Here is a 13,570-nt window from a genome sequence, read left to right as displayed (position 1 = left end):
CATGCGCGTCCTGATTATTGAAGATGAAGAAAAAACCGCGGACTACTTGCACCGCGGCCTGACGGAACAGGGCTACACCGTCGATGTGGCGCGTGAAGGCGTCGAGGGCTTGCACCTGGCGCTGGAAAACGATTACGCGGTGATCGTGCTCGACGTGATGCTGCCCGGCCTCGACGGCTTCGGCGTGTTGCGCGCGCTGCGAGCGCGCAAGCAAACGCCGGTGATCATGCTCACCGCCCGTGAGCGCGTGGAAGACCGCATTCGCGGCTTGCGCGAAGGCGCCGACGATTATTTGGGCAAACCGTTTTCGTTCCTCGAACTGGTGGCGCGCCTGCAAGCGCTGACCCGTCGCAGCGGCGGGCATGAGCCGGTACAGGTCACCGTCGCTGACCTGTGGATCGATTTGATCAGCCGCAAGGCCAGCCGCAACGGCCTGCGCCTGGACTTGACCGCCAAGGAGTTCTCGCTGCTCAGCGTGTTGGCACGGCGCCAGGGTGAAATCCTCTCGAAAACGGCGATTGCCGAGATGGTCTGGGACATCAACTTTGACAGCGACGCCAACGTCGTCGAAGTCGCAATCAAGCGCCTGCGCGCCAAGCTCGACGGGCCGTTCGAGCACAAATTGCTGCACACCATTCGTGGCATGGGGTATGTGCTGGAGAACCGCAGTGTCGGCTAACTCCATCGCCCTGCGCCTGAGCGGTATGTTCACGCTGGTGGCGCTGCTGATCTTCGTGTTGATCGGCGGCGCGCTGTACCAGCAAGTGGACCGCGGCCTTGGGTTGTTGCCGGGCGCCGAGCTGGATGCGCGCTACAGCGTGCTTGAATCCTCGGTGAACCGCTTTGGCACACCGGACCACTGGGCGAAAATCACCGCCAAACTGAAATTGCTCGGCGAGGAAGACAAGCGCATCCGCTTCTGGGTGGTGAGCAGCGATCCGAACTATGAATACGGCAACCCGGATGCACAGATCCGCGCGTTCGCCGCAGGGCCGACCGGTAAGCGCGACTTGCGCCTGCCGGGGCGCGAGTACCCGTTCAAGGTGTTGGTGAGCCAATTCGCGGCGAAAGAACAGCGCCCGCCGCTGCGCTTTATGATCGCCATCGACACGGAAAACTTCCGCGCGACTCAGCATCAGTTGCTGGTGGCGCTGATCGGCCTGGCGTTTGTCGGCGTGGTGCTGGCGGCGCTGTTGGGGTTCTGGGTGTCACGCATCGGCCTCAAGCCGTTGGGCAAGCTCTCGGATGAAGCGCAGAAGCTTGCGCCGCCCAAGCTCTCGGGGCGCTTGCAACTGTCGCCGTTGCCGCCGGAGTTGAGCCAGTTCGTCAACTCGTTCAACTCCACGCTGGATCGGGTGGAACAGGCTTATTCACGCCTGGAATCGTTTAATGCCGATGTGGCCCATGAGCTGCGTTCGCCGCTGACCAACCTGATCGGCCAGACGCAGGTGGCGCTGACGCGCGGGCGTTCGGCTGAGCATTATTTCGAGGTGCTGCAATCCAATCTTGAAGAGTTGGAGCGGTTGCGCTCAATCATCAATGACATGCTGTTCCTGGCCAGTGCAGACCAGGGCAGCAAGGCCACCAAGCTGATCGAAAGCTCGCTGGCGGATGAGGTGGCGACCACGCTCGACTACCTGGATTTCATCCTCGAAGACGCCCAGGTTCAAGTGCGGGTGCGTGGCGATGCGTTGGTGCAGATCGAGAAAGCTCACTTGCGTCGTGCGTTGATTAATCTGCTCAGTAATGCGGTGCAGCACACCGCGGCGGGGCAGGTTATCGAGGTGAATATTGAGGTGCAGGAGCATCAGGTGGCGATTGGGGTGACCAACCCTGGGGATGAGATTGCCAGGGAGCATTTGCCACGGCTGTTCGAGCGGTTTTATCGGGTGGATGCGTCGCGCAGCAACAGCGGGGCGAATCATGGGCTGGGGTTGGCGATTGTGAAGGCGATCGCTTTGATGCACGGCGGGGATGTGTTTGTGCGCAGTGAGGGTGGGGGGAATACGTTTGGCATTACCCTGCCGGTGTAGGGGATGGTGTGTTGGGGGGTATATCCGTTATTTAGGTGATGGCGGGTATGGGTTCCGCCCTTACGGCGGGTCACTTTGGAAAAGCCCCAAAGTAACCAAAGGGCTCTTGCCCCACCACTCGGCACCTCGCTTGGGCTCGGTGTGCCCTCACTCCGGCTTGAATCCGTGGGCCGCCGTGACGGGCCATCCATGGCCCAACACGGCTAACCCGGCGTCCTGCCGGGTTACCCACGGATTCAAGCCTGCGTTCGGCCAGCGTGGTTTAACGGGGCGCCTAAGATCAAGATCAAGATCTACAGCACGGCGGCCTAGTAGCCGACCTGAGTGGTTAGATCAAAAGCGAAGGCGAGGCGGCCTGACAGCCGACCTGTTCTTGAATGCTGAACTCAATCAAAGGTGGGAGCTGGCTTGCCTGCGATGGCATCTACTGGTTATGCCTGATACACCGAGGTGCCTGCATCGCAGGCAAGCCAGCTCCCACAGAAAAGCAAAGCAGTGCGGTGCTGGCGGCTGCACTCGGTCAAACTGTGGGAGCGGGCTTGCTCGCTCCCACATTTGGATCGCAGTGCATCAGATAGAAGTGTGTTGCTGTGCTTTTGATCCGCTTTTGCTTCAACCACTCAGGTCGGCTACCAGGCCGCCGTGCTCTGCTTTTGATCTTGCTTTTGATCTGACAGGCCCCGTCAACCACGCTGGCCGAACGCAGGCTTGAATCCGTGGGTAACCCGGCAGGACGCCGGGTTAGCCGCGTTGGGCCATGGATGGCCCGTCGCGGCGGCCCACGGATTCAAGCCGGAGTGAGGACACACCGAGCCCAAGCGAGGTGCCGAGTGGTGGGGCAAAGACCTTTTGGTTACTTTTGGGGCGTTTGCCAAAAGTGACCCGCTGTAAGAGCGGAACCCTAAGTGGCCGTGACTGCAGCAACGGATATGTACTCAACCCCCCCGACAACCAAACCACCAACCCCACCCCACGACTGTTGCGATTTGGGCAACAGTCATTATCTTGTTACACTCTGTACCCCACCGCTCACCTGCGTTAATTTGACGCACCCTTGAGCGCGACGGCAAACACAGCTTCCCGCTCACCCAAATTTCCCTCGACTTATTTCCAGGGCTCTACACTGGGAATCTGTTCAAAGCCGCTGACTTCAGCGGCTTTTTTTTGCAGTAAAAAAAGGCCAGGCACACCCCCACGACATTGGCCGCTCACGATTGACCAAAGGAGCTCCACCGGTGAAGAACTCGCTGACGTTCACCCCGCTATTCCTAGCGATTGCAACAACGATCGCCCCCCTGGCCCAAGCGGCAGACACCACCCCCGCCGACGGTTTCGTCGACGGCGCAAGCCTCAAGATCAACACCCGCAACTACTACATGAACCGCGACCGTCGCGACATCCACACCGATGACAGCAAGGAATGGGGCCAAGGCTTCATCGGCACCTTCGAATCCGGCTACACCCAAGGCACGGTCGGCTTCGGCCTGGACCTCAACGCCATGCTCGGCCTCAAGCTCGACGGCGGTGGCGGCACCGACGGCTCCAGCATCCTGCCGTATGGCAGCGGCAACGGCAAAGCGCCCGGCTCGTTCTCCACCGCAGGCGGCACCTTGAAAATGCGCGCCTTCGACACCGAGCTGAAAGCCGGCGACCTGTTCCTCAACAACCCGGTAATCGCCGGCGGCATGACGCGCATGCTGCCGCAGGATTTCCGCGGCGTTAGCCTGACCAACCACAGCTTCGACGGCTGGATGCTTGAAGGCGGCCAAGCCAGTTTCACCAAGCTCTACAACCAGAGCGGCCATCGACGCATCGGCACCAGCTACGGCGCGCTGCCGGACCACGCCGACAGCCAGCACCTGAACTGGGCCGGTGTGTCGTTCAGCGCCATCCCGGGCGTTACCAGCAACCTGTACGCTTCCGAACTCAAGGACGTGTGGCACCAGTACTACTACGACCTGGATTACACCTATGCGCTGAACGACCTGGTCAGCCTCAACCCCGGCCTGCACTACTACCACACCCAGGACACCGGCCGGTCGCTGCTGGGCAGCATCGACAACAACACTTACAGCCTGCATTTCACCGTGGGCGTGGGCAACCACAGCCTCACCGCCGCCTACCAGCGGGTTAACGGCAACACGCCGTTCGACTACATCAGCCAGGGCGACAGCATCTACCTGGACAACTCCCAGCAATACTCGGACTTCAACGGCCCCAACGAGCGCTCGTGGAAACTCAAGTACGCCTACGACTTCGCAGGCCTGGGCATGCCGGGGCTGACGTCCGCCGTGTCCTACATCAGCGGCAAGACCGACCTGACCAAGGTCGACCCCAACAGCCGTGGCTACAGTGCCTGGTACAGCGCCGACGGCAAGGACGCCAAACACTGGGAGCGCGACATCGACTTGAAGTACGTGGTGCAAGGCGGCAAAGCCAAGGACCTGGCCGTGCGCCTGCAGTGGGCGACCAACCGCGGCGGCGAGGGCTACTCGGCGGTGGATCGGGATGTGGATGAATACCGGGTGATCGTGGATTACCCGATCAACGTGTTCTAACCCGCAGATCTTTCTTTTTAACCCGTGATCTAATTTTCATCGCGTAGAACTAAACTGCCAGCATCTTCCCTGCTGAAGCCTGCGCGATGAGTCAACTCCGCCCTCCTTCCTTACCTGCACGCCCGGAGCTTCTGCTGATTCTGGGCAGCGGCCTGACCGTCACCCTGATTGTGATTATCGTCGCGGCGCTGCTGACCCGCGAACACGCCAGCACCGTCCAGGCCGCCCAGCGCGCGACCACCAATATCACCCAACTGATCAATGCCGACGTGCTGCGTAACGTCGAGCTCTATGACCTGGCGCTGCAGGGCCTGATTACGGCCACCACCCGCAAGGACCTGACGCAGGCGTCGCCGGACATTCGGCACATGGTGCAGTTTGATCAATCCACCGCCGCGCCCTTCAAAGGCGAAGTGCTGTTGCTCGATGCCGACGGTGCAGTGATTGCCGACTCCTCGACGCTGTGGCCAACGCCACGCAATTTCGCTAACCGTGATTACTTCCAGGCGCATCGACAGAATGCCCAGGCCGGGCTGTTTATCAGCCGCCCATTCAGGATTCGCTGCAACTGCGATCAAGTCTGGCGCATCGCATTCAGTCGTCGCGTCACGGGGCCGGACGGCGAGTTTGCCGGTGTCGCGGTGGCAACGATGCGCCTGGCGTATTTCGATCAATTGTTCAACCGCCTCACCATCGGCAATGGCAGTTCGGTGAACCTGCTGAACAATCAGGGGATTCTTCTCGCCCAGCAGCCGTTGCTGGAGCGCGACATGATCGACAAGGACCTCAGCGATCGGCCCAACTTCAAACGCATACTGCGCGAAGGCGAAGGCAGCTTTCGGGCGATCTCGGCCATCACTGGCACCGAACGTTTGTACACCTTCACCAATGTCGGTGAATTACCGCTGATTGTGGTGGTGGCGCTGGCCAGCGAAGACGTGTTCGCCCCGTGGAAACGCGCCGCGCTGCTCACCAGCGGCGCCACCGGCGTGCTCTGCATTGGCCTGTTATGGCTGACCTGGATGCTGCGCCGCGAACTGCGCCGGCGCTATCGCGCCGAGCAAGTGCTGTCGGAGCTGGCCGCCACCGATGCCCTGACCGGCCTGGCCAACCGTCGCACCCTGGACCAGCGCCTGCGCCTGGAGTGGGACCGCGCGCAGCGCTCCACCGAGCCGCTGACGCTGTTGATGATCGACGTGGACCACTTCAAGGCTTTCAACGACCGCCACGGCCACCACGGCGGTGATGAGGCACTGCGCACGGTCGCCCAGGTGATCGGCAACAACATCCGTCGTCCCGCTGACCTGGCCGCGCGGTATGGCGGGGAAGAGTTTGCGGTGGTGCTGCCGGACACCGACGCCAGGGGCGCCTGGGTGATCGCCGAGCATATCCGCAGCGGAGTCGAGCACCTGCCGCGCGTCGCCGGCGCTGAACAGCTGATCACCGTGAGTATCGGCATGAGTACCTGGGATAAACGCAGTCGCCTGTCACTCGAGACGCTGCTGTTGCACGCGGATCAGGCACTGTATGAGGCCAAGCACAGTGGGCGAAATCGCATTGTGGAGGCCACCGGGCTCTGACCTGCTTCAACGCCATACACGGACTACGCTAATGGCATCCTCGACGCAGAAGTACGCCCGATGAGCCCAAGCCTTTCTCGCCCTACACGTCGCCCGGAACGCCTGCTGATCCTTGGCAGTGTCCTCACAGCCCTGCTGATCGTGGCGATCGTGGCGGTGCTGCTGATTCGCGAACACGCCAATACCCTGCAGACCGCCACGCGCACCGCGAACAACATTACCCAACTGATTGACGCCGATGTACTGCGCAACGTCGAACTCTACGACATGGCCCTCAAGGGCCTGATCGCCGCCGCCGAGCGCAACGACCTGCACAGCGTCTCTGCCGATATCCGCCATCTGGTGCTGTTCGACCGCTCCGCCGCCGCGCCCTACAAGGGCGACATCCTGCTGCTGGACGCCAATGGCGAGGTGATCGCCGACTCGTCCTTGCTCACGCCCAAGTCCGGCAACTTCGCTGATCGCGACTATTTCCAGGTGCAGCGCAAAGACCCCGAAATCGGGCTGTACATCAGCCGTCCGTTCATGGCGCGCTGCGTGTGTGACGACCAATGGCGCATTGCATTCAGCCGCCGCGTTTCCGGGCCGGACGGGCGCTTCCAGGGGGTGGCGGTGGCCTCCATGCGCTTGTCTTACTTTCACCAGCTGTTCAGCAGCCTGAATATCGGCAGCAACAGCACCATCAACCTGATCAACCAGCAGGGCATCCTGCTGGCGCAGCATCCCATGCTCGAACTGGACATGATCGACCAGGACCTGAGCCAGCGACCGAACGTAGCGCGCATGCTCAAGGAGCGCGACGGCAGCTTTCGCGGCGTCTCCAGTGTTGACCACCGAGAGCGGCTCTACAGCTTTTCCACGGTCGGCAATTTGCCGCTGATCGTCGCAGTGGCACTGTCCAGCGATGAAGTTTTCGCCCAATGGAAACGCGCAGCCTTGCTGATCAGCCTGGCGACGGGTGTGCTGTGCATCGGTCTGCTGTGGCTCAGCTGGATGCTCAGCAATGAGCTGCGCCGCCGTCACCGCGCCGAGCAAGTGCTGTCAGAACTGGCAGCCACCGATGCGCTGACCGGCCTGGCAAACCGTCGCACCCTCGATCAGCGCCTGCGCCTGGAATGGGACCGCGCGCAGCGCTCGACCGAACCGCTGACGCTGCTGATGATCGACGTGGACCACTTCAAGGCCTTCAACGACCGCCATGGTCACCACGGTGGTGACGAGGCTCTGCGCACGGTGGCCAGGGTCATCGATGACAACATCCGCCGCCCGGCTGACCTGGCGGCGCGTTATGGCGGGGAGGAATTTGCGGTGGTGCTGCCGCACACCGACGCCAAGGGCGCCTGGGTGATCGCCGAGCATATCCGCAGCAGCGTCGAGCACTTGCCACGGTTTGCCGGCGCCGAACGGCCGATTACGGTGAGTATCGGCATGAGTACCTGGGACAAACGCAGCCGTGTGTCGCTGGAGGCATTGTTACTGAGTGCGGACCAGGCGCTGTATGAGGCCAAACACAGCGGGCGCAATCGCATCGTGGATGCCGCAGCCCTTCCCTGAAAAGCCTGCCACCTGGGCCACTCAGTCAGTGCGGTTGGAGCAAGGACGCTCGCCGCACCGCCAGCCCGGGTTTGATCCCGATGCTGACGGCGCCTGCTGCTGATGACAGTGAATCAGTACGTGCTTCACAGGGCAGCTTTTACAGCGTGTAGCTGCCACCTCCTGACACCGAGACTCTTGGGTCAGCACCGACTTGCGCTGTCACACTCAATGGAAACTGCGGGGGCAACAGAGACACGCTTAAACCGAAAGAGCCATCGACGAAAACGCCCGAGATAGCGGAAAACTCGTGTTTTGGCGCGGACTTGCTGGTCAGGTCAGTGCTGAAGGTAACTTTGTGTTGAAGGGTAAATGACGGTGACACGCCTCCTCCGCCATTGGCGCCAACCTGCCCTGCTCGAACATTTGCGTTAACACTTGTGCGGGGAGAAAAAGTATAACTATTGGTGATAGATAATGTGTTGTCGAAATTTTGCGTGATCGTCGGTTTACCGGTGGGGGACAGTGTGAACTGAAGACCCGGCCCGCCGACATTTATATGTTGCCCGGTTATATGCGTCACACTTTGGCTCACACCACCGCCCACACTAACGCCAGAACTGGCAAGGCTGCCCTCCAGACCGCCATTCACACTCAATAATTGCTGGCTGACAATTGAAGGCTTCAGATTAGCGTTAAAGTTTAATTCACCACTGGGTTGGACAGTGGCGCTGAATTCAGGTGCGCCAAACGTAAATCGCTGTGAAAGGCTGCCGCCCACATTGAAACCCACGCCCGTGCCTAAAATATTTGGAATGCCGGCCCTCAAACTGCCGCCGACTTCCAGCTGCATCTTTGGTGCGAAGCTGACGGTGAGGCCGCCGCTGTCGTTGGGACGTAAGCTGATGACGGGATCAAAGCGCGCCGTTGCGCTCACACCCGCGCTCGGGCCGCCAGGAATCGGCGTGAGCCTGGCGGCGATGGTGGCATAGGTTCGCGGAAAAAAAGACACCGTGGGGATCGGCTGAAACTTCGCTACACCGCCGAACACATTCGCCGTATAGGGCGCGGCAAAAGAGCGCTCGGGTGGATTATTGTTGACGTTTTGTTGCTGAGGGTCAGGGCTACGGTATACAGCGGCTGGAGCGATAGCGTTCATGATCGATATTCCTTCAACAGTAATAGGTATGTATTCACTTATCTCGCGTTAGTTTAAAACTCGTTTAGCTGTTGGGTCTTTATTCAACGGCCTCACGAAGACTGTGTGGTACACGAAAAAGTATCAGTTCCTACAAAAACACCGTCGAAAGTTGCAGCACGTTTCACAACAATGTCATTACCGCGCAACTTGCTATTTTTTAAGCATAAAAAAAGGCCACCCGAGGGTGGCCTTTCAAAACTAAAGAAGAGAGTTGTTACTTACACCGCCGCAACGGGACGCATGTAAGAGATCGGTGCGGTGCTGGCATCTTCGAAGGTCACGACTTCCCAAGCATCTGTCTGTGCAATCAACTTGCGCAGCAGCTGGTTGTTAAGGGCGTGGCCCGACTTGAAGCCTTTGAACTCGCCTATCAGGCTATTGCCCAGCAGGTAGAGGTCACCGATTGCATCGAGGATCTTGTGCTTCACGAATTCGTCTTCATAGCGAAGGCCGTCTTCGTTCAGTACACCATCCGCGTCGACCACGATGGCGTTTTCAACGCTGCCGCCGAGTGCGAGGTTGTGCTTGCGCAGGTACTCGATGTCACTCATGAAACCAAAGGTACGGGCGCGGCTGACTTCTTTTACGAACGAAGTGCTGGAAAAATCCACGCTTGCACTTTGTGTGCGGTCACGGAATACCGGGTGATCGAAATCGATCTCAAAGCTCACTTTAAAGCCTTCGAACGGGACGAAGGTGGCGCGCTTGTCGCCGTCTTCTACTGTCACTTCCCGCAGAATGCGAATGAACTTCTTGGCTGCGTCCTGTTCTTCCAGGCCGGCAGATTGAATCAAGAATACGAAGGGTCCAGCGCTGCCATCCATGATAGGGACTTCGGACGCGGAGAGCTCGACGTAGGCGTTATCGATGCCCAGGCCAGCCATGGCCGAGAGCAAGTGCTCCACCGTGTCCACTTTGACGTCACCGTTGACCAGAGTGGTCGACATAGTGGTTTCGCCAACGTTTTCCGCGCGAGCAGGAATCTGCACCACAGGGTCCAGGTCGGCACGAACAAACACGATGCCGGTGTCGACAGGTGCGGGCTTGAGGGTCAGGTATACCTTCTCCCCGGAGTGCAGACCTACACCTGTGGCACGGATAATATTCTTCAGGGTGCGTTGTTTAATCATGGCTTGGACCGCTTCAGCGCAAATTGCGAACTGGTATCAACAAAGGCTGGCGATAATAACAGACCAGACCTTTGCTGAACACCAATCACCTTCATAGCCCTGATACATTCCATTAATCGGCCTGACGACGCAGGAATGCCGGGATGTCCAGGTAGTCCAGATCATCTTGCGGATTCGGGCTACGGGACGCCGCAGCACCGGCCTGAGCCTGGTTGCGCATCACGGTCGGACGGTCCAGATCACGGTAGTTCACCGACGGCAGTTCCTGGCGCGCAGGCGCTGAAGCGGCAGCTTGCTGGCTGGCGTGACTGTTGTGGCCGGTGTGAACGGTATTGTCGATGACCTTTACAGGCTTCTCGATTTTTGCGCCCAGGCCGGTAGCAACCACGGTCACGTGCAGTTCATCACGCATGTCCGGATCGATAACGGTACCGACTTTGACCATCGCGTGCTCGGAAGCGAAGGCTTCGATGATGCTACCCACGTCGGAGTACTCACCCAGGGACAGGTCAGGACCGGCGGTGATGTTCACCAGGATGCCGCGTGCGCCTTGCAGGTTCACGTCTTCAAGCAATGGGTTGCGGATCGCCGCTTCAGTGGCTTCACGTGCACGGTTCGGACCGCTGGCGCAGCCAGTGCCCATCATCGCCATGCCCATTTCGCTCATCACGGTACGTACGTCGGCAAAGTCGACGTTGATCATGCCTGGGCGCTTGATGATGTCGGAGATACCGCGAACGGCACCGGCCAGTACATCGTCAGCCTTGGCAAATGCGGACAGCAGGCTTGCGTCCTTGCCCAGGATGGTCAGCAGTTTCTCGTTGGGAATGGTGATCAACGAGTCAACGCTTTCAGACAGCAGACGGATACCTTCGTCGGCGATCTGCATGCGCTTGCGACCTTCGAACGGGAACGGACGCGTTACGACAGCAACGGTCAGGATGCCCATTTCCTTGGCCACTTCGGCAATGATCGGGGCCGCACCGGTACCGGTACCGCCGCCCATGCCGGTGGTGATGAACACCATGTTGGTGCCTTGCAGCACTTCAGCAATACGCTCGCGGTCTTCCAGCGCGGCTTGACGGCCGACTTCCGGGTTGGCGCCAGCGCCGAGGCCCTTGGTCACGGCTGTGCCCAATTGCAGGATGGTCCGCGCGCCGATGCTTTTCAGCGCCTGGGCATCAGTGTTGGCGCAGATGAATTCAACGCCTTCAATGTTGCTCTTGACCATGTGGTTGACAGCGTTGCCGCCGCCACCGCCGACACCGATTACTTTGATAACCGGGCTTGCGGGGATGTTGTCTACGAGTTCGAACATGTTCCCTCTCCTTTCGTTTTCTCTAGTTTTTTCGCCTACTGCTTATTACGGTGTTGCGGTAAATCTTTAGAAATTGCCTTTCACCCAAGCCTGCAAGCGCTCGAACAACGGCGCTTTGGCTTCGTCGTCGCCACCGCGGTAGCTGTCACGAATGCTCGGGCCCGACAGGGAAATGCCGTCGGTCTGCTTTTGCAGTCCGTACAACAGCAAGCCCACACCGGTGGAATAAATCGGGTTGCGCACTACGTCGCCCAGGCCTTTGACGCCATGGGGCACGCCCAGACGGACAGGCATGTGGAAGATTTCCTCGGCCAGTTCGACCGCGCCTTCCATCTTCGAGGTGCCACCGGTCAGCACAATGCCGGCCGGGATCAAATCTTCGTAACCGCTGCGGCGCAGCTCAGCCTGGATCAGGGTGAACAGCTCGTCGTAGCGCGGCTCAACCACTTCGGCCAGGGCCTGGCGCGACAGCTCACGCGGTGGGCGGTCGCCGACACTTGGCACCTTGATGGTTTCACCGGCACCGGCCAGTTTGGCCAGGGCGCAGGCGTAGCGAATCTTGATTTCTTCGGCGTACTGGGTCGGTGTACGCAGCGCCATGGCGATGTCGTTGGTGACCTGGTCGCCGGCAATCGGGATCACGGCGGTGTGACGGATCGCACCCTCGGTGAAGATCGCGATGTCGGTGGTGCCGCCGCCGATGTCCACCAGGCACACGCCCAGCTCTTTTTCGTCGTCGGTCAGTACCGAATAAGCCGAAGCAAGCTGCTCGAGAATGATGTCGTCGATTTCCAGACCGCAGCGGCGCACGCATTTTTCAATGTTCTGTGCAGCATTGACGGCGCAGGTCACTACGTGAACCTTGGCTTCCAGACGTACGCCCGACATGCCCAGCGGCTCGCGAACGCCTTCCTGGTTGTCGATCACGTAGTCCTGCGGCAGGGTGTGCAGCACGCGCTGGTCAGCCGGGATCGCCACGGCCTGGGCCGCGTCGAGTACACGCTCAAGGTCCGCCGAGCTGACTTCACGGTCGCGGATTGCCACGATGCCGTGGGAATTCAGGCTGCGGATATGGTTGCCGGCCACGCCGACGAACGCCGAGTGAATCCGGCAGCCGGCCATCAGCTGCGCTTCTTCGATCGCGCGCTGGATCGATTGCACGGTGGACTCAATGTTCACCACCACGCCCTTCTTCAGGCCCCGGGACGGATGCGTGCCGATACCGACGATTTCGATAACACCGTCTTCCCCGACCTCGCCGACCAGCGCCACCACCTTGGAGGTGCCGATATCGAGACCGACGATCATTTTGCCGCTTTGCACGTTTGCCATGGGTCCTGCCTCTTCTTAATTCTTCGCGACAGCGGGTTTGGCTGTCGTCGGCGCAGCTGGTTCACGCCAGCCGACGGCCAGGCCGTTGGCGTAACGCAGGTCGACGCTCGCAATGTTCGTAATCTGTTCTTTCAAGGTCTTGTCATAGATGGCAATAAAGCGGCGCATCTTTTCCACCAAGCGGTCGCGTCCCAGCAACAACTCGATGCCCGGGCCGGAACTGCCTGCCCCGGTGGTCAAAAACCAGCTGCCCCGCTCACGCAATTCCAGGCGTGCGATGGAGAAGCCCAGTGGCCGCAGCATCTGGCTCAAGGCCTGATACTGCTGCATCACTTGCTGCTGCGCCCGCTGCGGCCCGAACAGCTGCGGCAGGTGCTCATAGTTGGCCAGCTCACGCGGGGTGAACGCCTGGCCCTGGTTGTTCAACAGCGCTTCATCGCCCCAACGGGCCACGGGCAGTTGTTCTTCCAGGCGGATCGTCACCTGGTCCGGCCACACGCGGCGGACTTCGGCATGGGCGATCCATGGCATCTGCTCCAGCTCCGAGCGCATACCGGCCAGGTCGATGGTAAAGAAGCTCGCCGCCAGGTACGGGCCGATGCGCTGCTGTACCGCTTGCTGGCTGATGTAGCTCAAGTCGCCCTGCACACTGATCTTGGTGATCGGCCGATCGGCATACGGCAACAGGCGCTGCGCACCTTCGTAAGTGCCAAAGCCCAACGCCACCAGCAGCACCGGCCAGAACAGCACCTTGAGGAAACCAAAGTTGGCTTTCGGCAGGCGCGCCGACATCGGCTCTTTAGCCACCATCCGGCTGGCACCCCGTGGCACCGGCTTGCGGCCGGGTGCTGGTGGGGGCTGATGACGAAGCGATGCGCCGTTCAT

At 60.2% G+C, this 13,570-nt stretch carries 10 protein-coding genes; 5 read left to right on the top strand and 5 right to left on the bottom strand.

The window, feature by feature from the left end:
- Position 1 precedes the first annotated feature (1 nt).
- The 5 genes from C4J83_RS04965 (at position 2) to C4J83_RS04940 (ending at position 7,725) form a co-directional block, all read left to right on the top strand.
- A complete protein-coding gene (locus tag C4J83_RS04965) occupies positions 2-679 on the top strand; it encodes a heavy metal response regulator transcription factor (protein WP_053254480.1) in 678 nt (225 codons plus the stop codon).
- Positions 669-2,033, top strand: coding sequence for a heavy metal sensor histidine kinase (locus C4J83_RS04960; protein WP_119735567.1), 1,365 nt, complete (start codon positions 669-671; stop codon positions 2,031-2,033). Before C4J83_RS04965 ends, C4J83_RS04960 begins: the two co-directional genes overlap by 11 nt.
- A gap of 1,235 nt (positions 2,034-3,268) precedes the next feature.
- Positions 3,269-4,591, top strand: coding sequence for an OprD family porin (locus C4J83_RS04950; protein WP_124416465.1), 1,323 nt, complete (start codon positions 3,269-3,271; stop codon positions 4,589-4,591).
- Positions 4,592-4,677: 86 nt separating this feature from the next.
- Positions 4,678-6,171 carry a GGDEF domain-containing protein gene (locus tag C4J83_RS04945; protein WP_124416464.1) on the top strand — a complete coding sequence of 498 codons (1,494 nt, stop codon included), beginning with the start codon at positions 4,678-4,680 and terminating at the stop codon, positions 6,169-6,171.
- 60 nt (positions 6,172-6,231) lie between these two features.
- Positions 6,232-7,725 carry a sensor domain-containing diguanylate cyclase gene (locus C4J83_RS04940; protein WP_106579559.1) on the top strand — a complete coding sequence of 498 codons (1,494 nt, stop codon included), beginning with the start codon at positions 6,232-6,234 and terminating at the stop codon, positions 7,723-7,725.
- A gap of 139 nt (positions 7,726-7,864) precedes the next feature.
- On the opposite strand, the gene C4J83_RS04935 is transcribed toward C4J83_RS04940, so the two are convergent.
- The 5 genes from C4J83_RS04935 to C4J83_RS04915 form a co-directional block, all read right to left on the bottom strand.
- Entirely contained in the window at positions 7,865-8,863 is a 999-nt protein-coding gene (locus C4J83_RS04935) for a hypothetical protein (RefSeq protein ID WP_124416463.1), read from the bottom strand.
- A gap of 260 nt (positions 8,864-9,123) precedes the next feature.
- Positions 9,124-10,035, bottom strand: a complete 912-nt coding sequence (gene lpxC / locus C4J83_RS04930) for a UDP-3-O-acyl-N-acetylglucosamine deacetylase (RefSeq protein WP_003216227.1) — start codon at positions 10,033-10,035, stop codon at positions 9,124-9,126.
- Positions 10,036-10,147: 112 nt separating this feature from the next.
- Positions 10,148-11,353, bottom strand: a complete 1,206-nt coding sequence (gene ftsZ / locus C4J83_RS04925) for a cell division protein FtsZ (RefSeq protein ID WP_124416462.1) — start codon at positions 11,351-11,353, stop codon at positions 10,148-10,150.
- A 66-nt stretch (positions 11,354-11,419) separates the two neighbouring features.
- On the bottom strand, positions 11,420-12,685 hold the full coding sequence (gene ftsA / locus C4J83_RS04920) for a cell division protein FtsA (protein WP_017138181.1): 1,266 nt from the start codon (positions 12,683-12,685) through the stop codon (positions 11,420-11,422).
- Between the two features lie 15 nt (positions 12,686-12,700).
- The gene (locus C4J83_RS04915; protein WP_124416461.1) at positions 12,701-13,570 is read right to left on the bottom strand and encodes a cell division protein FtsQ/DivIB; all 870 of its coding nucleotides are present in this window, start codon (positions 13,568-13,570) and stop codon (positions 12,701-12,703) included.

Origin of the sequence: Pseudomonas sp. LBUM920, from assembly GCF_003852315.1 — a bacterium.
Taxonomy (GTDB): Bacteria; Pseudomonadota; Gammaproteobacteria; order Pseudomonadales; family Pseudomonadaceae; genus Aquipseudomonas.
Note: the sequence above shows the minus strand (reverse complement) of the source record. Positions and strands in the feature narration are given on the sequence as shown.